At 73.0% G+C, this 22,584-nt stretch carries 19 protein-coding genes; 4 read left to right on the top strand and 15 right to left on the bottom strand.

The genetic code is table 11. The features are described from left to right. Positions 1-184 precede the first annotated feature (184 nt). From AC0B61_RS07675 to AC0B61_RS07610, 14 genes are all read right to left on the bottom strand, one after another. Positions 185-2,704: an ATP-dependent Clp protease ATP-binding subunit gene (locus AC0B61_RS07675; RefSeq protein WP_471739679.1), complete on the bottom strand. Its 2,520-nt coding sequence runs from the start codon at positions 2,702-2,704 to the stop codon at positions 185-187. A gap of 652 nt (positions 2,705-3,356) precedes the next feature. After that, positions 3,357-3,707 (bottom strand): histone-like nucleoid-structuring protein Lsr2, encoded by a 351-nt coding sequence (locus AC0B61_RS07670; RefSeq protein ID WP_471739678.1) that lies wholly within the window; start codon positions 3,705-3,707, stop codon positions 3,357-3,359. 91 nt (positions 3,708-3,798) lie between these two features. Beyond that, positions 3,799-4,335, bottom strand: coding sequence for an amino-acid N-acetyltransferase (locus AC0B61_RS07665; RefSeq protein WP_471739677.1), 537 nt, complete (start codon positions 4,333-4,335; stop codon positions 3,799-3,801). A 9-nt stretch (positions 4,336-4,344) separates the two neighbouring features. Then, positions 4,345-4,782, bottom strand: coding sequence for a BlaI/MecI/CopY family transcriptional regulator (locus AC0B61_RS07660; protein WP_471739676.1), 438 nt, complete (start codon positions 4,780-4,782; stop codon positions 4,345-4,347). Between the two features lie 307 nt (positions 4,783-5,089). Next, positions 5,090-6,646 (bottom strand): bifunctional lysylphosphatidylglycerol synthetase/lysine--tRNA ligase LysX, encoded by a 1,557-nt coding sequence (gene lysX / locus AC0B61_RS07655; protein WP_471739675.1) that lies wholly within the window; start codon positions 6,644-6,646, stop codon positions 5,090-5,092. A gap of 93 nt (positions 6,647-6,739) precedes the next feature. Continuing rightward, positions 6,740-7,489, bottom strand: a complete 750-nt coding sequence (locus tag AC0B61_RS07650) for a hypothetical protein (protein ID WP_471739674.1) — start codon at positions 7,487-7,489, stop codon at positions 6,740-6,742. A gap of 179 nt (positions 7,490-7,668) precedes the next feature. Beyond that, the gene (locus AC0B61_RS07645) at positions 7,669-8,454 is read right to left on the bottom strand and encodes a type III pantothenate kinase (RefSeq protein ID WP_471739673.1); all 786 of its coding nucleotides are present in this window, start codon (positions 8,452-8,454) and stop codon (positions 7,669-7,671) included. A gap of 46 nt (positions 8,455-8,500) precedes the next feature. After that, positions 8,501-9,472 carry a carboxylating nicotinate-nucleotide diphosphorylase gene (gene nadC / locus AC0B61_RS07640; RefSeq protein ID WP_471739672.1) on the bottom strand — a complete coding sequence of 324 codons (972 nt, stop codon included), beginning with the start codon at positions 9,470-9,472 and terminating at the stop codon, positions 8,501-8,503. Positions 9,473-9,476: 4 nt separating this feature from the next. Beyond that, positions 9,477-11,150, bottom strand: a complete 1,674-nt coding sequence (locus AC0B61_RS07635; RefSeq protein ID WP_471739671.1) for an L-aspartate oxidase — start codon at positions 11,148-11,150, stop codon at positions 9,477-9,479. Between the two features lie 16 nt (positions 11,151-11,166). Continuing rightward, entirely contained in the window at positions 11,167-11,616 is a 450-nt protein-coding gene (gene panD, locus AC0B61_RS07630; protein ID WP_471739670.1) for an aspartate 1-decarboxylase, read from the bottom strand. 116 nt (positions 11,617-11,732) lie between these two features. Then, positions 11,733-12,638, bottom strand: a complete 906-nt coding sequence (gene panC / locus AC0B61_RS07625) for a pantoate--beta-alanine ligase (protein ID WP_471739669.1) — start codon at positions 12,636-12,638, stop codon at positions 11,733-11,735. Continuing rightward, a complete protein-coding gene (locus tag AC0B61_RS07620) occupies positions 12,639-13,502 on the bottom strand; it encodes a Rossmann-like and DUF2520 domain-containing protein (protein ID WP_471739801.1) in 864 nt (287 codons plus the stop codon). Positions 13,503-13,763: 261 nt separating this feature from the next. Continuing rightward, on the bottom strand, positions 13,764-14,453 hold the full coding sequence (locus tag AC0B61_RS07615; protein WP_471739668.1) for a response regulator: 690 nt from the start codon (positions 14,451-14,453) through the stop codon (positions 13,764-13,766). Between the two features lie 34 nt (positions 14,454-14,487). Next, on the bottom strand, positions 14,488-15,720 hold the full coding sequence (locus tag AC0B61_RS07610) for a sensor histidine kinase (RefSeq protein WP_471739667.1): 1,233 nt from the start codon (positions 15,718-15,720) through the stop codon (positions 14,488-14,490). Between the two features lie 128 nt (positions 15,721-15,848). Here AC0B61_RS07610 and AC0B61_RS07605 point away from each other — a divergent pair, with 128 nt between their 5' ends. Both AC0B61_RS07605 and AC0B61_RS07600 read left to right on the top strand, forming a co-directional pair. Further along, positions 15,849-16,937: an SAM-dependent methyltransferase gene (locus AC0B61_RS07605; RefSeq protein ID WP_471739666.1), complete on the top strand. Its 1,089-nt coding sequence runs from the start codon at positions 15,849-15,851 to the stop codon at positions 16,935-16,937. Continuing rightward, positions 16,934-18,103 carry an NADH-quinone oxidoreductase subunit D gene (locus tag AC0B61_RS07600; RefSeq protein ID WP_471739665.1) on the top strand — a complete coding sequence of 390 codons (1,170 nt, stop codon included), beginning with the start codon at positions 16,934-16,936 and terminating at the stop codon, positions 18,101-18,103. Before AC0B61_RS07605 ends, AC0B61_RS07600 begins: the two co-directional genes overlap by 4 nt. Before the next feature lie 10 nt (positions 18,104-18,113). On the opposite strand, the gene AC0B61_RS07595 is transcribed toward AC0B61_RS07600, so the two are convergent. Next, the gene (locus tag AC0B61_RS07595) at positions 18,114-19,001 is read right to left on the bottom strand and encodes a DUF3109 family protein (protein ID WP_471739800.1); all 888 of its coding nucleotides are present in this window, start codon (positions 18,999-19,001) and stop codon (positions 18,114-18,116) included. A 276-nt stretch (positions 19,002-19,277) separates the two neighbouring features. Here AC0B61_RS07595 and AC0B61_RS07590 point away from each other — a divergent pair, with 276 nt between their 5' ends. Both AC0B61_RS07590 and AC0B61_RS07585 read left to right on the top strand, forming a co-directional pair. Beyond that, complete coding sequence (locus AC0B61_RS07590) at positions 19,278-19,697, top strand: hypothetical protein (protein ID WP_471739664.1); 420 nt, start codon at positions 19,278-19,280, stop codon at positions 19,695-19,697. A 71-nt stretch (positions 19,698-19,768) separates the two neighbouring features. Further along, positions 19,769-22,471, top strand: coding sequence for a toxin glutamine deamidase domain-containing protein (locus tag AC0B61_RS07585; protein WP_471739663.1), 2,703 nt, complete (start codon positions 19,769-19,771; stop codon positions 22,469-22,471). Positions 22,472-22,584: the final 113 nt, after the last annotated feature.

Raw genomic sequence — 22,584 nt, 5'->3', positions numbered from 1 at the left:
GCTGACCGTCTGTCAACCGAATCTTCGTTAAACCTTCCTGAGAAAGAGCGCACCCGCACCAGCCAGCGTGGGAGCAGCCTCTCCGGCCCGCACCGGAACCGGCACCGGACGCCCGGAACGCACCGAGCCCCCGGCGCGGACGCCGGGGGCTCGGTTGCTGTGAAGTTGTCTGTTAAAAGTTGGGCTACTTCGTCAGGTCCGGACCGGACGAGGCGACCGCGGCCGGGGTGTCCGCGACGGCCGACTTCTCCTCGCCGCGGAAGGTGAACTTGGCTTCCTTGCCCTCGCCCTCGACGTCGACGACGACGATGTGGCCGGCCCGCAGCTCACCGAAGAGGATCTTCTCGGAGAGGTGGTCCTCGATCTCGCGCTGGATGGTGCGCCGCAGCGGCCGGGCGCCCAGGATCGGGTCGTAGCCGCGCTTGGCCAGCAGCTTCTTGGCCTCGACGCTGAGCTCCAGGCCCATGTCCTTGTCCTTGAGCCGCTCGTCCACCTTGTCGATCATGAGGTCGACGATCTGGATGATGTCTTCCTCGGACAGCTGGTGGAACACCACGATGTCGTCGACGCGGTTCAGGAACTCGGGGCGGAAGTGCTGCTTGAGCTCCTCGCCGACCTTCGCCTTCATCCGCTCGTACCCGGTCTGGGTGTCGCCCGTGGCCGCGAAGCCCAGGTTGAAGCCCTTGGAGATGTCCCGGGTGCCGAGGTTGGTCGTCATGATGATGACGGTGTTCTTGAAGTCGACCACGCGGCCCTGGGAGTCGGTCAGGCGACCGTCCTCCAGGATCTGCAGCAGCGAGTTGAAGATGTCCGGGTGGGCCTTCTCGACCTCGTCGAAGAGGACGACCGAGAACGGCTTGCGGCGGACCTTCTCGGTCAGCTGGCCGCCCTCCTCGTAGCCCACGTAGCCGGGCGGGGAGCCGAACAGCCGGGAGACGGTGTGCTTCTCGGAGAACTCGGACATGTCGAGCGCGATCAGCGCGTCCTCGTCGCCGAAGAGGAACTCCGCCAGCGTCTTGGACAGCTCCGTCTTACCGACGCCGGACGGGCCGGCGAAGATGAACGAACCGCCGGGACGCTTCGGGTCCTTGAGGCCCGCACGGGTGCGCCGGATGGCCTGGGAGAGCGCCTTGATGGCGTCCTTCTGGCCGATGACGCGCTTGTGCAGCTCGTCCTCCATGCGCAGCAGGCGGGAGGTCTCCTCCTCGGTCAGCTTGAAGACCGGGATGCCGGTGGCGGTGGCCAGGACCTCGGCGATGAGCTCCTCGTTGACCTCCGCGACGACATCCATGTCGCCGGCCTTCCACTCCTTCTCGCGCTTGGCCTTGGCCTGCAGGAGCTGCTTCTCGTCGTCGCGCAGGGACGCGGCCTTCTCGAAGTCCTGCGCGTCGATCGCGCTCTCCTTCTCGCGGCGCACGTCGGCGATCTTCTCGTCGAACTCGCGCAGGTCCGGCGGCGCGGTCATCCGGCGGATGCGCATCCGGGAGCCGGCCTCGTCGATCAGGTCGATCGCCTTGTCCGGCAGGAAGCGGTCCGAGATGTACCGGTCGGCCAGGGTGGCGGCGGCGACCAGGGCGGCGTCCGTGATGGAGACCCGGTGGTGGGCCTCGTAGCGGTCGCGCAGGCCCTTGAGGATCTCGATGGTGTGCGGCAGCGAGGGCTCCGCGACCTGGATCGGCTGGAAGCGGCGCTCCAGCGCGGCGTCCTTCTCCAGGTGCTTGCGGTACTCGTCCAGGGTGGTGGCACCGATGGTCTGCAGCTCGCCGCGGGCCAGCATCGGCTTGAGGATGCTGGCGGCGTCGATGGCGCCCTCGGCGGCGCCCGCGCCGACCAGGGTGTGCAGCTCGTCGATGAACAGGATGATGTCGCCGCGGGTGCGGATCTCCTTGAGCACCTTCTTCAGGCGCTCCTCGAAGTCACCGCGGTAGCGCGAGCCGGCCACCAGGGCGCCCAGGTCCAGCGTGTAGAGCTGCTTGTCCTTGAGCGTCTCCGGGACCTCGCCCTTGACGATCGCCTGCGCCAGGCCCTCGACCACGGCGGTCTTGCCGACGCCGGGCTCACCGATCAGCACCGGGTTGTTCTTGGTGCGGCGGGACAGCACCTGCATGACCCGCTCGATCTCCTTCTCGCGCCCGATGACCGGGTCGAGCTTGGCCTCGCGGGCGGCCTGGGTGAGGTTGCGGCCGAACTGGTCGAGGACCAGCGAGGTCGACGGGGTGCCCTCGGCGGGCCCGCCGGCCGTGGCCGACTCCTTGCCGCCGCCGGTCTGGTAGCCGGAGAGCAGCTGGATGACCTGCTGGCGCACCCGGTTGAGGTCGGCACCCAGCTTGACCAGGACCTGGGCGGCGACGCCCTCGCCCTCGCGGATCAGGCCCAGCAGGATGTGCTCGGTGCCGATGTAGTTGTGGCCGAGCTGAAGGGCCTCCCGGAGCGACAGCTCCAGGACCTTCTTCGCCCGGGGGGTGAAGGGAATGTGACCGGACGGGGCCTGCTGGCCCTGGCCGATGATCTCCTCGACCTGCTGGCGAACGGCCTCAAGAGAAATCCCGAGGCTCTCCAGGGCCTTGGCGGCGACGCCCTCGCCCTCGTGGATCAGACCCAGGAGGATGTGCTCGGTGCCGATGTAGTTGTGGTTGAGCATCCGGGCTTCTTCCTGAGCCAGGACGACAACCCGCCGCGCGCGGTCGGTGAACCTCTCGAACATCGTTTATCGCTCCTCAGAGCGGTCGGGCAGTTCGGGGTCCGTCCCCGCCCTGTCCTTCCGCATGCTAGTCCCGCTCAGCGGCGCGGCCCACGGATTCACTCCCCGGTACGGGAGCGAGATGCTGCGCGACCAGCCGACACCAATCCCAACCTGATGCTGGGAAACGGTGTTCCCGCAGGAGGGCCGGATGCACGGGAATCCGCTACGCCATCGGCGAACAAGCGCCGACGGGACGCAGCCGGACCCCCTGCGGCCGGTCACGCATACTGCCCCTGGACGGGTCGAGAACCCGTCCACCTGCATTCATACCCGGTATCGGGGCGCTTCTCGCGCAGTTTCCGCGGTGGCGGTGTTCGCCTGGCGAGAAGTCGGGCCGCGGTGGCGGTGGTTGAACGTCGGCCGGGACGGCCGGTATGCCATCCCGGCGCTGTCCGGCGTTACCGCTTCGCCCCTACAGCGTTGCACAGCTCGTGATTGTTCCGCCGCCCGAGCCGAGACCCCCGACGCCCCCCGGCAGCGGGGGCCGCGCGGCCGTGCGGGCGCGCGCCGCGGGGCGCGGAGGAGTCTCCTCCGCGCCCCGCGCGTGTGTCGTCGGCGCCGCGAGCGGCCGCCGGGGCCCCGCACCCGCTCCGGCGTGCCGGCGGCGCCGGGATCAGGACGCGTTGGCCTTGTCGTAGGCCTCGCGGACCGTGCTCGGCACCCGGCCGCGGTCGTTGACCTCCATGCCCTGCTCCTTGGCCCACGCGCGGACCTTCGCGGTGTCCGGAGCGCCGCCGGCGGGGCGCTGGGCCGAGCCGCGGCCCGGCCGTCGCGGGCCGGCGAGCCGGCCGCTCTGCTTGCGGCCCTTCTCCACGTACGGCGCCAGCAGACCGCGGAGCTTGTCCGCGTTGGCGCTCTTCAGGTCGATCTCGTAGGCAACGCCGTCGAGCGCGAACGTCACCGTCTCGTCCGCCGAACCGCCGTCGAGATCGTCTTCAAGAATGACCTGCACCCTCTGTGCCACGGGCTTCCCTTTCCGCTAAACGACCCATTGCCTGAGGAAAGGAAAGCGCTTTTCTCCGGAAAACACAAACCCCTGACCCGCGCGGAGCCGCTCAGAGGTGGAGCAGCATGCGCGAGTTGCCCAGTGTGTTGGGCTTCACGCGCTCCAGGTCAAGGAACTCGGCGACGCCTTCATCGTACGAGCGGAGGAGTTCTTCATAGACATCCGTAGCGATCGCCGCCGGGTCTGTCGTACCATCATCGGTTTCCTGGAGCTCGCCGATCTCGACGAAACCGTGTTTCGCGAAGAACGCGACCTCGAACGTCAAGCAGAAAATCCGACGGACGCCGAGCCAACGCGCCGTCTGCACAAGCTTCTCCAGCAGCAGGTGCCCGATCCCGTGGCCGCGGCAGGCCGGATCCACCGAGAGCGTCCGGACCTCGGCCAGGTCCTCCCACATCACGTGCAGGGCGCCGCAGGCCACCACCACGCCGTTGTCGTCGCGTTCCGCGACCCAGAACTCCTGGACGGACTCGAACAGTGTGACGGTGGGCTTGTCCAGCAGAATGCCGTCGCGCGAGTAGGCGTCGATGAGCCCGCGTACTGCCCGCACGTCCGTGGTCCGTGCGCGGCGGATGGTGACCTCCATGGCGGGACGTTATCGTGTCGGCCCCGGCGCGGTCTCCCCGGTATCCGGTCCGTCCGCCGCGGAATCCGCGCCCGGCGGATCGGGCGGGAACGGAGCGGCCACCCGCAACGCGTCCCGGAGTGCCTCGCGTTGCTCGGGCGACATCAGGCCGAAGAAGTGCACCAGGGCCGCCGCCGGATTGTCGCTGGTGGCCCAGGCGTCGTTCATCAGGGCCGCCGTGTACGCCTCGCGCGAGGAGACCGGTTCATATCGATAGGCCCGGCCGACCCGGTCGCGGCGCAGCCAGCCCTTTCTGTGGAGCTTGTCCAGGACCGTCATCACCGTGGTGTACGCGATTTCGCGTTCCGACCGCAGATCGAGGAGAACCTCGCGAACCGTCACCGGTCGGTTCCACTGCCACACCCGGGTCATGATGGCGTTCTCAAGTTCGCCGAGTTGCCGGACCATAGTGCGGACAGGATAGGGAGTGAATGGGGCAAATCTTGTGAAGTGCGCCAAACCGGCGCGCCGCCACCCCCGGGAATCGGGAATGGCGGCGCGCCGGTCGTCCGGGGCGGCTGACGGCGTCAGTCGCGGGTTCGCTCGCGGGTCGGTCCGGGGGCCGGCGGATGGTCCGGGCCCCCGGGGGGATCAGTCGAAGTCTTCCTTGGCCTTCTGGTTCCCGCCCTGGCTGCGGACGATGGCCCGCACCAGGAATCCAAAACCGATCGCCATGACCAGCGGCGGCACGATCGCGCTGACGTAGTCCATCAGGTCACTCCTCCTCGGTCTTCTCCGCCGTCGCGGCGGCAGCCTTGGGCTCCGGCTTCACCAGCGGGAAGAGCACGGTCTCCCGGATGTTCTTGCCGGTCAGCAGCATGATCAGACGGTCCACGCCGAGGCCGAGGCCACCGGTCGGGGGCATCGCGTACTCCAGGGCGCGCAGGAAGTCCTCGTCCACCTGCATCGCCTCGACGTCGCCGCCGGCCGCCAGCAGGGACTGGGCGGTGAGGCGGGCGCGCTGCTCGACCGGGTCGACCAGCTCGGAGTAGGCGGTGCCGATCTCGGTGCCGAAGATCACCAGGTCCCACTTCTCGGCCACGCCCGGGATCGAGCGGTGCTGGCGGGTCAGCGGGGAGACCTCGGTCGGGTAGTCCTTGATGAAGGTCGGCCGGACGGCGTTCTCCTCCAGCAGGCGCTCGACCATCTCCAGCACGATCTGGCCGTGGCCCCAGTCCTTCTCGAAGGGGATGCCGTGCGCGGTGGCCAGCTTGCGCAGCTCCTCGACGCCGGTCTCCGGGGTGACCTCGGTGCCCAGGCGGGCGGAGATGCCCGGGTAGACGCCGATCTCCTCCCACGGCTCGGCCAGGTCGATCTCGTGCTCGACGCCGTGCGCGTCCACGCCCTTGATCACCGTGGTGCCCAGCGCGTCCCGGGCCGCGTTGACGATCGTCGCGCGGATCAGCTCGGCCTGGGTGTCGTAGTCGCCGTAGGCCTCGTACGACTCCAGCGAGGTGAACTCCGGGTTGTGGGTGGAGTCCGCGCCCTCGTTGCGGAAGTTGCGGTTGATCTCGAAGACCTTCTCGGCGCCGCCGACCACCAGCCGCTTGAGGTACAGCTCGGGGGCGATGCGCAGGTAGAGGTCGATGTCGTACGCGTTGATGTGGGTCCGGAACGGACGGGCGTTGGCGCCGCCGTGCACCGGCTGCAGCATCGGGGTCTCGACCTCGATGTAGCCGCGGTCCTCGTAGGTGCGGCGGATCGAGCGGACCACGCGGCTGCGCAGGTGCAGGATCTCGCGGGCCTCCGGGTTGACGATCAGGTCCACGTAGCGCTGGCGGACCCGGGCCTCCGGGTCGGTCAAGCCCTTGTGCTTGTCCGGCAGCGGACGCAGGCACTTGGCGGTGAGCTCCCAGCGGTCCACCATCACCGACAGCTCGCCGCGCTTGGAGGTGATCACCTCGCCCTCGACGCCGACCTGGTCGCCGAGGTCGATGTCGGACTTCCAGGCTGCCAGGCGCTCCGCGCCGAGCCGGTCCAGGGAGAACATCACCTGCAGGTCGCCGGTGCCGTCGCGCAGGGTGGCGAAGCACAGCTTGCCGCCGGTGCGGGAGAGGATCACCCGGCCGGCGACGCCGGCCCGCTCGCCGGTGGCCGTGTCCGGCTCCAGGTCGGGGTGCTTGGCACGAAGGTCCGCGATGGTGCTGGTGCGGGGGAATCCGACCGGGTACGGGTCGACACCGGCCGCCCGGAGCCGGTCCAGCTTCTCGCGCCGGACGCGCATCTGCTCGGGAAGGTCGTCGGTCGCGGGGACAAGGCTCTGATCGCTCACCCCACAAGGGTAGCCAGCCACACACGGTGCTCCGCGACGGGATGAGCCCGGGGGGAGGCCGCGGTGGCGGCCTCCCCCCGGGGCGCGGGCGGCTCAGCCGGTGCCGGTGGCGAGTTCCAGGTCGTCGGGGGTCTGGTCGGCGGGCAGTTCGGGCTGCACCGGGGGCTTGGGGCGGCGGCCGAAGAGTTCGGCCGGGGTGGGCATCCGGTGAGGGCGGGGCGGGGTCTTCGCGGCGGAGGGCTCGGCGGGCTGCTCCGGGCGGGAGTCGGTGCTGCTCATGGTGGTCCGTCCTCCTACGTGGGTGGGGTGACTGTTCGGGGGTGCGGCGGGGCTCGGTACGGCCACCAGGTGGCGCGGCTGTCCGGTGGTGAGGGCGAGGCGTTCGCGGACGGCGGCCTCGGCCAGTGCGTGGCAGCGCCCGGCCAGCCGGGAGCGGCGGGACCGTTCGCCCTGCCCGCAGGGCTGCCGGGACAGCCCGCGCAGTGCGGTGAGGTCCTCGGGCCCGGGCAGGTACCCGTCGGACACCGCCTCCTCCAGCCGTTCCAGGTAGCCGGGGGCGCTGCCGGGCAGGGCGGAGCGGTAGCGGCCGAGGTCGGCGAGCAGGAAGGCGCGCAGTCGGCCGCCCTCCTGGACGGCCTCGTCGATCGCCTCGGTGAGGCGCAGCGCCTCCTGGACGTCCTCCGCCCAGAGTTCGGCGCCCGGCCCGGCGAACGCCGTCCGGTCGGGCCCCTGGAGGTGGACGGGGACGGCGGGGTGCAGGGCTTGGGCGAGGGCTCGGCGCAGCACGCGGACTTCGTCGGCGCTGAAGGCCATGCCGCCGCGCGATCCGTGTGGCGTAGGCATGGGCTGACACTACGTGAGGAATATCCGATTTGTCGGTAACCTCGCGCCGACCCACCCCCGTTCGGCCCGGCGGAGGGATTCCTCCGCCGGGCCGGTAACGCCGTCGGGGTGCACCGGGTCAGCCGGGCATCAGGGGAGCACGAGGCCCGCCGCCCCGACGCCCGGCTTCTGAGGGCCGCTCAGCTCGGGCGGTTGCGCTCGTACACCAGCCGCAGGCCGATCAGGGTCAGCCAGGGCTCGTGGACGTCGATGCTGGTGGCCTCGCCGAGGACGAGGGAGGCGAGGCCGCCGGTGGCGATCACCTGGACGTCGTCCGGGTCCTTGGCGAGCTCGCGGGCCATCCGCTCGACCAGGCCGTCGACCTGGCCGGCGAAGCCGTAGAGGATGCCGGACTGCATGCCCTCCACGGTGTTCTTGCCGATCACGTTGCGCGGGCGGGCCAGCTCGATCTTGCGCAGCTGGGCGCCGCGGACGCCGAGCGCCTCGACGGAGATCTCGATGCCGGGGGCGATCGCGCCGCCGACGTAGTCGCCGCGGTCGTTGACCGCGTCGAAGGTGGTCGCGGTGCCGAAGTCGACCACGATGCAGGGACCGCCGTACAGGTGGTTGGCGGCCAGCGCGTTGACGATCCGGTCGGCGCCGACCTCCTTGGGGTTGTCCATCAGGACGTGCACACCGGTCTTCACGCCGGGCTCCACGATCACCGCGGGCACGTCGCCGTAGTAGCGGCGGGTCACCTCGCGGAGCTCGTGGAGCACGGCGGGAACGGACGAGCAGATCGCCAGGCCCTCCACCGCGGCCTCCCGGACCGCGGTGTGGTTGCCCATCAACCCCTGCAGCAGCACCGCCAGTTCGTCGGCCGTGCGACGCGGATCGGTGGAGATCCGCCAGTGTTCCACCACGGTCTCGCCGTCGAACAGGCCGAGTGTGGTCTGGGTGTTGCCGACGTCGATCGTGAGGAGCATGGGCCGCTTTCTGCGAGTCGGGACGGGTCTGCGCTGGCCCGGACGGTCAGGCGCGCAGGTCCAGGCCGATGTCGAGGACCGGCGAGGAGTGCGTGAGCGCGCCCACCGCCAGGTAGTCGACACCAGTCTGGGCGACCTCGCGCGCGTCGGCCAGGGTCAGTCCGCCGGAGGCCTCCAGCTTCGCCCGGCCGGCCACCAGGGAGACGGCCTCCTTCAGCTGCTCGACGGTGAAGTTGTCCAGCAGGATCAGGTCGGCCCCGGCGTCCAGCACCGGCGCGATCTGCTCCAGGGAGTCCACCTCGATCTCGACCGGCAGGTCCGGGTACGCGGCCCGGACGGCCAGGAACGCCTCGGCCACGCCACCGGCCGCGATCACGTGGTTGTCCTTGACCAGGGCGGCGTCGGACAGCGCCATCCGGTGGTTGGCGCCGCCGCCGCAGCGCACCGCGAACTTCTCCAGCGCGCGCAGGCCCGGGGTGGTCTTGCGGGTGTCCCGGACGACCGCGCCGGTGCCCTCCAGGGCGTCCGCCCAGGCGCGGGTCGCGGTGGCGATGCCGGACAGGTGGCAGAGCAGGTTGAGCGCGCTGCGCTCGGCGGTCAGCAGGTCGCGGGTGCGGGAGCGCACCGACAGCAGCACCTGGCCGCCCGCCACCCGGTCGCCGTCCTCGACGTGCCGCTCGACCTCGAACTCCTCCTCGCAGACCAGCGAGAGGACCGCCTCGGCGACCCGCAGGCCGGCCACCACGCCGGCCTGGCGGGCGGTGAAGTCGGCGGTGGCGACGGCGTCGGCGGGCACGGTGGCCACCGAGGTGACGTCCTCGCCGCCGGCCAGGTCCTCGGCCAGCGCCAGGGTGGCGATGTCCTCGACCTCGACCGGGTCCAGCCCGGCCTGCTCCAGCAGCTCGGCCAGCTGCGGGTCCAGCCCGGTCTCGTAGCTCTCGCCGTCCCCGCAGGCGCAGCCGTCGCCGCAGCCGCCGGTCTGGTCGGCCAGGGGGAGTTCCTCGTGGGAGTGGGTCATGGCTCTACTGCTCCTCAGGGATGCTGCTGACGGGGCCGCCGGCGGCGGCGAGGGTGGTGATCAGGTGGCGCCGCCAGTGGGCGTCGTCGCGCTCGGGGTAGTCCTCGCGCCAGTGGCAGCCGCGGGTCTCCTCGCGCTGCGCGGCGGCCGACACCAGCGCGGTGGCGACCAGCAGCAGGTTGGCGGCCTCCCAGGTCTCCACCCGGGGGTCGGCCGGCTTCTCCTCCGCGACGTGCGCGTAGGCCTGCTCGGCGATCAGGGCGAGCCCCGCGGCCGTGTCGGCCATCGAGGCGGCCGTGCGCACCACGCCCGCGCCGCGCGACATCAGCCGCTGGATCTCGGCGCGCGCCTCGGACGGGGGCAGCGGCACCGCGTGCGCGGCCCGCGCGGCGTCCACGTCCACGGTGCGCTCGGGCAGGTCGCCGGCCCGGTGCCGCCCGGCCAGGTCGGCCGCGATCCGCTCGGCGAAGACCAGGCCCTCCAGCAGCGAGTTGGAGGCCAGCCGGTTGGCGCCGTGCACCCCGGTGCAGGCGACCTCGCCGCAGGCGTACAGGCCCGGGACGCTGGTGCGGCCGTGCCGGTCGGTGCGGACGCCGCCGGAGGCGTGGTGCGCGGCCGGGGCGACCGGGATCGGCTCGGTGACCGGGTCGATGCCGTGTGCGCGGCAGGAGGCGAGGATGGTCGGGAAGCGCCGCTCCCACATCTCGGCGCCGAAGTGCCGCCCGTCCAGGAACATGTGCTCGGCGCCCTGCTCCTGCATGCGCCGGGTGATCGCCTTGGCGACGACGTCGCGCGGGGCGAGCTCGGCCAGCTCGTGCTGCCCGACCATGAAGCGGACGCCGTCCGCGTCCACCAGGTGGGCGCCCTCGCCGCGCACGGCCTCGGAGACCAGCGGCTGCTGGCCCTCGGCGTCCGGGCCGAGCCAGAGCACGGTCGGGTGGAACTGGACGAACTCCAGGTCGGTGACGGCGGCCCCGGCCCGCAGCGCGAGCGCCACGCCGTCGCCGGTGGAGACCGGCGGGTTGGTGGTGGCGGAGAAGACCTGGCCCATGCCGCCGGTGGCGAGCACCACCGCGCGGGCCCGGACGGCGCCGACGCCGTCGCGCTGGCCCTCGCCCATCACGTGCAGGGTGAGCCCGGCGGCGTGGCCGTCGGCGTCGGTGAGCAGGTCGAGGACGAGCGCGTGCTCGATCAGCTCGATCTCGGGGTCGGCGCGGACGGCCGCGACCAGGGCGCGCGATATCTCGGCTCCGGTGGCGTCCCCGCCGGCGTGCACGATCCGGCGGCGGTGGTGGCCGCCCTCGCGGGTCAGCAGGATCTCGCCGTCCTCGCCCCGGTCGAAGGCGGCGCCGACCGCGATCAGCCGGCGGACGGCGTCCGGGCCCTCGGTGACCAGGGTGCGCACGGCGTCCTCGTCACAGATCCCGGCGCCGGCCACCAGGGTGTCCGCCAGGTGCTGCTCGGGGGTGTCCCCCTGGCCCAGGGCGGCCGCGATGCCGCCCTGCGCCCAGCGGGTGGAGCCGTCGTCCAGCATCGCCTTGGTGACCACCATGGCCCGCAGGCCGGTCTTGCGGACGTTGAGCGCGACGGTGAGGCCGGCGACCCCGGAGCCGACCACGACCACGTCCGTGGTGGCGGTCCAGCCGGGGGCCGGGGCGGTGAGGCGATGCGTGGACATGGCGTCAGTGACTCCTTCAGCGCGCGGCGGCGGTGGCCGCGCCGTTGCCGTCACCGTACGCCGCGTCGCCGCGGAGCAGTCCGGTGCCCTCCCGGGCTTCGGCCGGGTCGCCGCCCAGGCCGGTGATCCGGTTCCGCTCGTCCACGAAGACGACCTTCGGCTCGTAGCCCTTGGCCTCGGCCGTGTCCATCTGCCCGTAGGCGATGAGGATGACGAGGTCGCCGGGGTGGACCAGGCGGGCGGCGGCGCCGTTGATGCCGATCACGCCGGTGCCGCGGGGGCCGGCGATGGTGTACGTCTCCAGCCGGGCGCCGTTGTTGATGTCGACGATGTGGACCAGCTCGCCGGGGAGCAGGTCGGCGGCGTCGAGCAGGTCCTCGTCCACGGTGACCGAACCGACGTAGTGCAGGTCGGCCTGGGTCACCGTGGCCCGGTGGATCTTGGACTTGAGCATGGTGCGGAGCATGGGGTCACGCCTCCTGTGAGTGCATGCCTGAAGGGGGTCTCGCGGGCTCAGCGGTCGGCTGAGCGGTGGGTGAACCGGTCGGTGAAGAGCGGTGGGTGAACCGGTCGGCGAACCGGTCAGCGAACGATGATGCGGACGTTGTCGATCAGGCGGGTGGAGCCCACCTGCGCGGCGACGGCCAGCACCGCCTCGCCCTGGAAGTCGTCCGCCGCCTCGGTGAAGTCGTGCGGGTCGATCAGGGCGAGGTAGTCGGGGGTGAGGTCCTCGGCGGCGGCGAGGACGGCCGAGGCGGCCTCGCGGACGGCCTTCGGGCCCTGCGCGGCGGCGTCCCGGCCGGCGAACAGCGCCTTGGACAGGGCGAGGGCCCGCGCCCGCTCCTCCTCCGACAGGAACCGGTTGCGCGAGGACAGCGCCAGGCCGTCCTCCTCGCGGACGGTCGGCACGCCGACGATCTCGACGTCGAAGTCCAGGTCGGCGACCATCCGCTGGATGATCGCCAGCTGCTGGGCGTCCTTCTCGCCGAAGAGCGCGAAGTCCGGGTCGGTGATGTGCAGCAGCTTGGCGACCACGGTCAGCACGCCGTCGAAGTGGCCGGGGCGGGTGGCGCCCTCGAAGCGCTCGCCCATCGGGCCGGCCGTCATGCGCACCTGGGGCGCGCCGTTCGGGTAGACCTCCTCGACGGACGGCGCGAAGACCACGTCGGCGCCGTTCTCCTCGGCCAGCCGCACGTCCTCGTCCAGGGTGCGCGGGTAGCGGTCCAGGTCCTCGGCCGGGCCGAACTGCAGCGGGTTGACGAAGACCGTCACCGCGACCCGGCCCTCCTGGCCGACCTGCTTGCGGGCCGCCCGGATCAGCGCGGCGTGGCCCTCGTGCAGCGCGCCCATGGTCATCACGACGGCGTTGTCCACCGGCCGCTCGTCCGGCCAGAACGCGGCCTCGAAGTCGTCCACGGTGCGGGTGACGACGGCCCGGTGGACCTTCGGCGTCCGCTGGGGCTTGCTCGGCTGCTTTCCGCGTGCCATCTAGCGCTTCTCCTCGTTCAGTACGTCCAGCAGCGCCGCCGCCGACGTTTCGTCGATCGTTCCGTTGGCGAGCGCCCGCTGCGCGGTGGCGCGGGCCATCGCCCGGTAGGCCGCCGGGATGTCCGGGGACACCGTAGTGAGCTGCGCCAGGTGGCGCCGCACGGTGCCCGCGTCGCCCCGGGCGACCGGGCCGGTGAGGGCCGCGTCGCCGGAGCGCAGGCTGTTGTCCAGGGCGGCGCCCAGCAGCGGGCCGAGCATCCGGCCGGGCTCGGCGACGCCGGCCGTGCGCAGCAGCTCCATCGCCTGGGCGACCAGGGTGACCAGGTGGTTCGCGCCGTGCGCCAGGGCGGTGTGGTAGAGCGGGCGGACCTCCTCGGGCACCCACTCGGGCTCGCCGCCCATCTCCACGACCAGCGCCTCGGCGACCGGCCGCAGCTCGTCCGGCGCGGTCACGCCGAACGGGCAGCCGGCCAGCCGGGCCAGGTCGACCGAGGTGCCGGTGAAGGTCATCGCCGGGTGCAGGGCCAGCGGCAGCGCCCCGGCCCGGGTGGCGGGCTCCAGGACGGCGACGCCGTGCGCGCCGGAGGTGTGCACGACCAGCTGGCCCGGGCGGACCGCGCCGGTGGCGACCAGCCCGGTGACCAGGTCGGCCAGCGCGTCGTCGGGGACGGTCAGCAGGACGAGGTCGGCGGCGGCCAGCACCTGCGGCGGGGTGACGATCCGCACCCCCGGCAGCAGCGCCTCGGCGCGGCGGCGGGACGTGGCGGACACCCCGGAGGCGGCGACCACGGTGTGCCCGGCGAGCTGCAGCGCGGCGCCCAGCGCCGGGCCGACCCGGCCGGTGCCGACCACGCCGACGGCCAGCCGGGCCGGACGGCTGCCGGGATCGCCGAGGCCGCTGCCGAGGCCGTCGCTGAGCGGGGAGAACTCGCCGAAGGCGGCGAAGTCGGACGGATCCACGCGTCCACCCTTGTCGTGAATGGCCGTTCCGGTCCATCTGGGGGTACCGGACGTACCGCCCCAGTGTACGGGCGCCCCCGGGGCGGTGGCCCTGGTCGGCGGGCTTGGCCGGCGGCCTGAGTCGGCGTGCCTGGTCCTGCCTGGTCGTGGGCCTGGGCGTGGGCTTCAGTCGGTGGCGCCGGCCCGGATCAGCCCGGCCTCGTACGCCAGCACCACGGCCTGGACCCGGTCGCGCAGGTTGAGCTTGGCCAGGATCCGGCCGACATGGGTCTTCACGGTCGCCTCGGAGAGCACCAGCCGGGCCGCGATCTCACCGTTCGACAGGCCCTGGGCGACCAGCAGGAACACCTCCCGCTCACGCTCGGTGAGCGGGCCGAGGACATCCGAGCCGGGCGCGCTGTGCGGAGTGGGCAGCACCTCGGCGAAGCGGTCGATCATCCGGCGGGTGGTGGTCGGCGCGACCACCGCCTCCCCGCCGTGCACCGCGCGGATCGCGGCCACCAGTTCGGTCGGCGGGACGTCCTTGAGCAGGAAGCCGCTGGCGCCGGCCTTGAGCGCCGCGAAGGCGTACTCGTCCAGGTCGAAGGTGGTGAGGATGAGCACGTGGGGGGCGCCCGGCAGCGGGCTGCCGTCCTCGGCCAGGCAGATCCGGCGGGTCGCCTGCACGCCGTCCAGGCGGGGCATCCGGACGTCCATCAGGATCACGTCCACCCTGGTGTGCCGCAGCAGCTCCAGGGCCTGCGCGCCGTCGCCCGCCTCGGCGGCGATCTCGATGTCCCCCTGTGACTGCAGGATCATCCGGAACCCGGTGCGCAGCAGTTCCTGGTCGTCGACGAGCATCACGCGGATGGTCAAGGTGGCTCCTAGGCAGAGGGGGAAGCGGGCGGGGCTAGTGGGCCGCCTTGAGCGGCAGGACGGCGCGGATCCGGAAGCCGCCGCCGGGGCGGGGGCCCACGTCGAGGCTGCCGCTGACCATGCCGACGCGTTCGCGCATGCCGATCAGGCCGTGGCCCAGACCGTCCACGCCGCCGGCGGTCAGCTGTTCGTCGGTGCTGCCGCGCCCGTCGTCCTCCACCAGCACGGCCAGTTCGCGCTCGCCGAAGTCGACCGCGACCCGGGCGTGCACATCGGGGCCGCCGTGCTTGCGGACGTTGGTGAGCGCCTCCTGGACGATCCGGTAGACGGTGAGTTCGACGCCGCGCGGCAGCTCCCGCGGGTGCCCGGAGGTCGCGTAGTCCACCTGCAGCCCGGCCGTGCGGACCTGCTCCAGCAGCTCCGGCAGCTCCTCGACGCCCGGCTGCGGGACGTACTCGTCGGCCCTGGTGTCGGAGGTGCGCAGCACCCCCAGCAGGCGGCGCATCTCGACCAGCGCCTGGCGGCCGGTGGAGGCGATCGTGCCGAGCGCCTCCTTGGCCTGCTGCGGCGAGTTGTCGAGGACGTACGCGGCGCCGTCCGCCTGGACGATCATCACCGAGACGTTGTGCGCGACCACGTCGTGCAGCTCGCGGGCGATCCGGGCCCGCTCGGCGGCGACCGCCACCTTCGCCTGGGCGTCCCGCTCGCGCTCCAGCCGGGCCGCGCGGTCCTCCAGCTCGGTCAGGTAGGCACGGCGCACCCTGGTCAGCCGGCCCCACGCCCAGCACAGGATGAACGGCGTGCTCATCAGCAGCATGATCGCCGCCGCCTCGCCGGGGTTGTACGGGCGGGAGACGTAGTGCCCGGCGCCGATGTCGACCGTCTTCATCGGACGCGTCTGCCAGAACACCAGCGGCCCGGCGGACAGGCCGACGGTCAGCGCCAGCCGGGACGTCCACCGCTGGCCGAAGGCGGCGCCGGTGTAGGCGAAGACCAGGTAGGCGATCGAGGAGCCGCCCGGCTCGACGTCGGCGAGGACCTGGCTGACGCCGAGACCGATGGCGGCGGCCACGGTGACGTCGGGGTGGCGGCGGCGGAAGACCATCAGCGCGGGCAGCACCAGCGCGACCAGGAGGTCCGCGGAGAAGCGCCAGCCCTCGTCGGGGAGGTTGTCGTTCGGCAGCAGGCCGATGATGAGCACGATCGCCGCCCATGCGGCGTCGACCACCATGGGGTGACGGCGGAGCCAGGCGTTGAGTCGATGCACGTGTCCAGCGTAGGCAGTCGCTCCGCGTGCCCAGGTCCGCCGGTAGGGCGATCCGTCCTACTCCGTAGGTCGGAGAAGCCCCGGCTCCGATTGGGAGGGCTTCCCGCAGCCCGGTAGCGTCCCGCCCCATGACTTGGATGCGGTGGGCGCCCGCCATGCAACAGGCCCTGTACGAACCCGGCCGGGGCTTCTACCGCAGGCCGGAGGGCCCCGCCGGTCACTTCCGCACCTCCGTGCACGCCTCGCCCCGGTTCGCCCGTGCGGTGGCCCGGCTGCTGCTGGAGGTTGACGAAGCCCTCGGTCGTCCGGAGGAGCTGGCCCTGGTCGACGTCGGGGCCGGACGGGGCGAACTGCTCGCCGGCGTGGTGGCCGAGCTGTCGGGTGAGGTGGCCGGGGAGCCGGCCGGTGAGCCGGTCGGGGGGTTGCTGGGGGGACCGCCCGGTGAGGTGCGCGGCGATCTGCTGGCGCGGCTGCGCCCGTACGGCGTGGAGATCGCGGACCGGCCGGCCGGCCTGCCGTCCACAGCCCTGTGGACGGACGAGCCGCCGCGCGGCCTGACCGGACTGCTGTTCGCCAACGAGTGGCTCGACAACGTGCCGCTCGACGCCGGCGAGGTGGACGCGGACGGGGTGCTGCGCTACGTCGAGGTGGACACCGCGACCGGCGAGCAGCGACTCGGCGAACCGGTCTCCGCGGCCGACGCGGCCTGGGCCGAGCGCTGGTGGCCGGTCTCGGAACCCGGGGCGGTGGTGGAGTTCGGCGGCCCCCGGGACGCCGCCTGGGCGCGGGCCGTCGCCGGGCTGGAACGCGGACTGGCCGTCGCCGTCGACTACGGGCACACCGCCGGGCGTCGGCCGCCCTTCGGCACGTACACCGGCTTCCGGGACGGCCGGGAGGTGGCCCCCGTGCCGGACGGCTCCTGCGACGTCACCGCACACGTCGCCCTGGACTCCGTCGCCGTACCCGGTCTCCACAGCCTGTGGACGACCCAGCGGGAGGCGCTGCGCGCACTCGGCGTCAGCGGCGGGCGCCCGCCGCTCGCCCTCGCCTCCACCGACCCGGCGGGCTACCTGCGGGCGCTGAGCGGCGCGGGGGAGGGTGCCGAACTGACCGACCCGGGCGGGCTCGGCGGCTTCGGGTGGCTGGCACAGAGCGTCCGCATGCCGGTACCGGCGAGCTTGGCGCCCCTGCCGGGATGGCAGACTCTGGAGGCATGAGGGAGACCACGGTCGGCATCGGGGCGGGAGCCGAGAACTTCACCGGCGAGGCGGGCACCACCGACATGGTGCTCAACATCGGCCCCCAGCACCCGGCCACGCACGGCGTGCTGCGGCTGCGCCTGCTGCTCGACGGCGAGCGCATCATCACCGCCGAACCGGTGATCGGCTACATGCACCGGGGCGCGGAGAAGCTGTTCGAAGCCCGTGACTACCGGCAGATCATCATGCTGGCCAACCGGCACGACTGGCTCTCCGCCTTCTCCAACGAACTCGGCGTCGTCCTCGCCGTCGAGCGGATGCTCGGCATGGAGGTCCCTGAGCGGGCGGTGTGGATCCGCACCCTGCTCGCCGAACTCAACCGGGTGCTCAACCACCTCATGTTCCTCGGCTCGTACCCGCTCGAACTCGGCGGCATCACCCCCGTCTTCCACGCCTTCAACAGCCGCGAAGACCTCCAGCACGTCCTGGAAGAGGCCTCCGGCGGCCGGATGCACTACATGTTCAACCGCGTCGGCGGCCTCAAGGAGGACCTGCCGGCCGGCTGGCTCGGCCGGGTCCGCACCGCCGTCGCCGCCGTCCGCTCCCAGCTGCCGGTCTTCGAGGACCTCGTCCTCGGCAACGAGATCTTCCGCGCCCGCACCGCCGGCGTCGGCGTCCTCACCAAGGCCCAGGCCCAGGCGTACGGCGTCAGCGGCCCCATCGCCCGCGCCGGCGGCCTCGACTTCGACCTGCGCCGGGACGAGCCCTACCTCGCGTACGGCTCCGAAGAACTGCGGCAGGTACTCACCGTCGTCACCCGCGACGAAGGCGACTGCCTCGCCCGCTTCGAATGCCTCCTGGAACAGACGGCCAACTCGCTGGACCTCGCCGACGCCTGCCTCGACAAACTCGCCACCCTCCCGGCCGGCCCCGTCAACCAGCGGCTGCCCAAGGTGCTCAAGGCGCCCGAGGGCAGCACCTACACGTGGACCGAGAACCCGCTCGGCATCAACGGGTACTACCTGGTCTCGCGCGGCGACAAGACGCCGTGGCGGCTCAAGCTGCGCTCGGCGTCCTTCAACAACGTCCAGGCGCTGACCGAACTGCTGCCGGGGACGCTGGTCGCGGACATGGTGGCGATCCTGGGGTCGATGTTCTTCGTGGTCGGGGACATCGACAAGTAGGGCGCTGGGGTCAGTTGGCCGGGGGCTTCTTGGCGGGGTCGACCTTCTTGGCGCGGTCGGCGCTCTTGGCGGCATCGGACTTCCTGGTCGGGTCCGCCGGGTGCGGGGCGATCCTGCGGTCGCCCTTGGTGGCGATCCGCTCCTCGCACAGACCGGCCAGCACGTCGTACGCCGCCCTGCCCATCAGCTCGGTGAGCTCGGGGCGGTAGCTGACGTACACCGGCTCCGCGCCCTGGTGCGCCGCCGGGGCGCCGGTGCACCACCAGTGCAGGTCGTGGCCGCCCGGGCCCCAGCCGCGCCGGTCGTACTCGCCGATCGAGACCTGCAGGTAGCGGCTGTCGTCCGGGCGGTCGATCCAGTCGTAGGTGCGGCGGATCGGCAGCTGCCAGCAGACGTCCGGCTTGGTCTCCAGCGGCTCCCGGCCCTCCTTGAGGGCCAGCGCGTGCAGGGCGCAGCCGGCGCCGCCCGCGAAACCGGGGCTGTTCACGAAGATGCAGGCGCCGTCGACCCGGCGGGTCTGGCGGTCGCCGTCCTCGTCCAGCATGGTGATGCCGCCGGAGGTGCCGTCGCCGGACGTGATCCGGCCCTTGGCGTCGGTGCCCTCGGCGAAGTTCTCCCACAGCTCGGGCGTCAGCCGCGCCGCGTGCCCCACGACGCGCTTCTCGTCGTCCTCGTCCGAGTAGTGCGCGCCCAGCGTGCAGCAGCCGTCCGACTCGCCGCGGCCCTCGCGGATGCCGTGGCAGCCCTGGCCGAAGACGCAGGACCAGCGGGACGTCAGCCAGGTGAGGTCGCAGCGGAACACCTGCTCCTCGTCGGCGGGGTCGGCGAACTCGACCCAGGCGCGCGGGAAGTCGAGCGGGACCTCGTCGCGCGGGATCTCGCGGCGCAGGGTCGGCATCGCGAGGTCGACGTGGGCGGGGGAGGCCTGGGGCTTCGCCTTGGCCTTCTTCTTGGACGTTTCTGCTGGTGCCACCCGGCAAGGGTAGAGCTTTCGCGGCGGTGGTGACGGGCTCGGTGCGGGTGAAGGCGCGGTGAAGAGGTCCGTCTGGCACTGCGGGCGGGGCTGGGAGCGTGCCTAGGATGGCGGCCGGTCGGCTGCGGGGTACGGGGTACGGGGCCGCGGTTGCGGGCCATGGGCTGCGGGGCATGGGGCAGGGGTACGGGAGGTACGGGGATGGCAGGCGGCAGCACCGGGGCGTCCGACCGCGCGGGCGGGGAGTTCGCCCTCAAACCGTGGGAACTGCACGGCGAGGGGCGGGAGTTCGAGAAGCTCGGCGGAGAGCTGACGAAGGCCGTCGCCGCCCTGGAACGGGATCTCACCGCGCTCGGCACCCCCTGGGGGACGGACCAGGCGGGCAGCGGCTTCGCCGCCGTGTACGGTCCGGCGCACGGCGAACTCGTCGGCGGGCTGCGCGGGTTGGCCGGCCGGGTGCGGAACGTCGGGTCCGGGCTGCACGCCATGGCCGAGCGCACGACGGACACCGACACCTCGGCCGCGAGCGGATTCGGGGCGGGGGCAACCCCGGGGGCGGCGCCCGCCGCGGGGGCAACCGCCGGGGCGGCGCCCGCCGTCCCCAAGGACATGTCGGTCTGAGACCTGCCGGTGTCAGACCTGCCGGTGTGAGACCTGCCGGTCTGACGGACCCGGCTCGAAGGGGGAAGCGCGTGTCCCGGAAACTGCCCGAGGAACTGGCCCCGGTGCTGGCCAGGACCGGCCACCAGTGGCCGCACGCCGACGAGGAAGGCCTGCGCAAGGCAGCCGGCGTCTGGCGCGAGCTCGGCAAGGAGACCGACCGCCTCACCCGTCGCTGCGGCGAGTCCGTCCAGCGCGTCACCGCCGACAACTCCGGCCACGCGGTCGAGGCCTTCGGCACGTACTGGCAGGCCTTCAGCGGAGGCGGCAAAGGCCACCTGGACGACGCGCACACCGCGGTCGGCCTGGTCGCCGGGGCCTTCGACAGCGCCGCGTGGGCCGTGGACACCTGCAAGGCAGAGATCATCGCCACCCTGCGGCAACTCGCCGCCGACCTGGCACAGGCCGACGAGCAGGCGGCCAAGGCCAAGGAAGCGGCTGGCAAGGTCGCCGTGGCGGCGGCGGACGGCGGGCTGGAGAAGACCGTCGGCGGCCTCGCGACCAAGGTCAAGAACGCCGCCACCGAGCAGGTCGCCGCGGGCGTGGCGGCCGTCGCCGTCGAAGCCGCCGCACTGAAGATCGGCGGGCTGCTCGTCGAACTCGGCCGCGGCATGAAGGACGCCCTCGCCACCGCCCTCAAGGAGCCGGCCGCCGTCGCCCTCCTCAGGCTCGGCACCGCGCTGGGAACGGGTATCACCGCCGCCTCGTACCGCACCGGCCCCTTCGGCCTGGACGCCCTGGACGCCTTGGACCCGCTGGACCCGCTCGCCGCCGGACTCCCCGCCGCCCTCGGCGAACCGGGCGTGCTCGGCGCGGACGGCTCCGGACTGGTGCTGGTCGCCGGGAAGGACGGCAAGCCGCTGGTCGGAGTGCCCGGCCTCACCGTCAAGCTCGACGAACACGGGCAGCCCGTCCTCGGCCAGGACGGGCTGCCGGTCATCCTCCGCGCCGACGGCACCCCGGTGGCCGACGCCTCCGGGCTGCTGGTCGTCCCGGGGCCGGACGGCACGCCGGTCGTCGGGGTGGCGGACCTGGCCGTCCGGCTGGACGCGCACGGGCAGCCGGTGCTCACCGACGAGAACGGCAAGGAAGTCCGCGGGCTGCCGCTCGCCGGGCTGCCGAAGTCGGCGGACCCGTCGGCCGTCACTCCGGACGGGACGTCGTCGAAGGTGCCCGGCGCGGTGACCGTGGCCTCGGCCGTCGTTGCGGACCCGGGCACGGTCGGGGGCCCGGTCGGGGGCGGGGGCGGGGACGTGAGTGCGCACTCCGGCGCGTCGTCGTCGGGGGCCGCCTCGTACGCGACGGGGGGCTGGCAGGGGCAGCGGGCGGTGACGGGCGGCGACTGGACCCCTCCGGCGCGGGACGACGGGGCATCCGGCCGGTCCGTCGCCGCCCCGGTCCGTCAGAGTGGTGGATCGGCGGGTTGGTCGGGCGGGGACTACCCGCTCCCGGCCCCCGCGGCCTCGCCGCACGGTGGAAGTGGTGGGAGCGGAGGGGGTGGTGGTGGCGGTGGTGGCGGTGCGCCGGTGACCGTGCGGACGGACTCGGTGGACGCGCCGCCAGCGCCGCCCGCGTCCCCTGCCGTATCGTCCGCGCCGCCCGTGCCGACCTCGAACGGTCCTCTGCACGGGCCCTCGTACGGCTCCTCGTACGGTCCGGGGCCGGACGCGCCCTCGGTGGTCCGGCCGGTCGGGGTGGCGTACGGCGGCGGGTACCCGCCGGTCGGCACCGTCGGGCCCGGCCCGCTCGCGGGCGGGGGCGGGGGCGGGGGATCCGCGCAGGTGGCGTCGCCGTTCGGCAGCGGCGTCGGGGCGGGGGCCTCCGGGCCGCAGCCCGTCGCCGAGTTCCGGCCAGGCGCACCCGCACCCCGCACCCCGGTCGGCGCCGCGCCGCATCCCGTCACCGGTCCGCCGGCCCCGGCCGCACCGCCGATCGTCGGCACCACCCCGGTGATCGCCCGGCCCGAGCCGCACCCTGTCGACTCCCGCCGCCGGGACACCGCCGCGACCGCCGCCGACCCCACCCTCTCCTGGGGCGCCGTCCCCGTCGCGACCGCCCACGCGCTGGCCCTGCAACTCGCCCTCCGCGCACGGCGCGGCACCCAGCCGGACAGCCAGACCATCCGACCGCGCAGCATCGCCGACAGCCGCCCGTACGGCCTGCCCGGCGGACTCGCCCCGGTCGACCCGGAACACCAGGCCGAACTCGAACGCCGCTCTCCCCGCGACGAGGACGGCCTGCCCCTCCGCCACCCCGACCCGGCCGCCGACGGCTGGGCGGAGGCCGTCAACGACGGCGGATACCGCGAACCGGGGCGGGCCAACAACAGCCTGGAGATCGCCCTGTCCGCGGTCGAGTGCCACACCGGCCGCCCCACCTGCGCCGCCCCGCGCATCCCCACCGAGGGCGACGCCGGCGAACGCGGCGGCCGCGACCGCGCCGAACGCGAACTCGGCGCACCCTTCCGCGACCTGGGCGACGGCGACCAGGCCTTCGAACGCCTCGCCGGACACCTCCGCCGCGCGGGCCACGGCGCCCAGGCCGTCCTCCTCACCCTGGACCCGTTCGGCCGTCCGCACGCCTGGAACGCCGTCAACCACCGGGACGCCCTCACCTACCTCGACCACCAACTCGCCCGCCGCAGCCCCGCCCCTCTCCACCCCGCCACCCACGGCCTCTGGGCCATCACCCTCACCCCCGAAGGCCGCCCCCTCGACCTCACCCCCACCGGCTGAGCCCGGCCCAGCCCCGTCAGCTCGGCTCGCGCAGGCGGTCAGGGCTCAATATGTGGACCGGTCGTCATATTCCTCGCGGACTGGGAGGCGACTTGCGCGAAAAGTCGGCCTGG

Source organism: Kitasatospora sp. NPDC023385, assembly GCF_055664045.1.
This window is presented reverse-complemented; position numbering and strand designations above follow the sequence as displayed.